The following is a 259-nucleotide window of genomic DNA, read 5'->3' as shown; positions in this document are numbered from 1 at the left end:
CTGCACAGGCGCTTATTCATACGGTGTCATCGGGCAAGCGCATGGCATTTGAAGAAGTGGTTAACTTTTTTGATGAAACCACACAAGCCCTACAATTTAACCAAAACCTATTATTTACCTCTTTAGAAAACTTAAGCCATGGTATTTCGGTTGTTGAAAAAAACTTAAAGCTAGTCGCATGGAACAAGCGCTACAGTGACATGTTTAAATACCCTGAATGTTTTTTACAAGTTGGCCAACCCATAGAGGATATTATTAG

At 38.6% G+C, this 259-nt stretch carries 1 protein-coding gene; it reads left to right on the top strand.

Features of this window, described 5'->3' with window-relative positions; all coding sequences use genetic code 11:
- Positions 1-41: 41 nt before the first annotated feature.
- Positions 42-259, top strand: a 218-nt coding sequence (locus R2R70_RS21305) for a PAS-domain containing protein (protein ID WP_410979095.1), incomplete at its 3' end; no start/stop codon positions are given.

It is taken from the genome of Cobetia sp. SIMBA_158, from assembly GCF_046566945.1.
Taxonomy (GTDB): Bacteria; Pseudomonadota; Gammaproteobacteria; order Pseudomonadales; family Halomonadaceae; genus Cobetia; species Cobetia amphilecti.
Note: the sequence above shows the minus strand (reverse complement) of the source record. Positions and strands in the feature narration are given on the sequence as shown.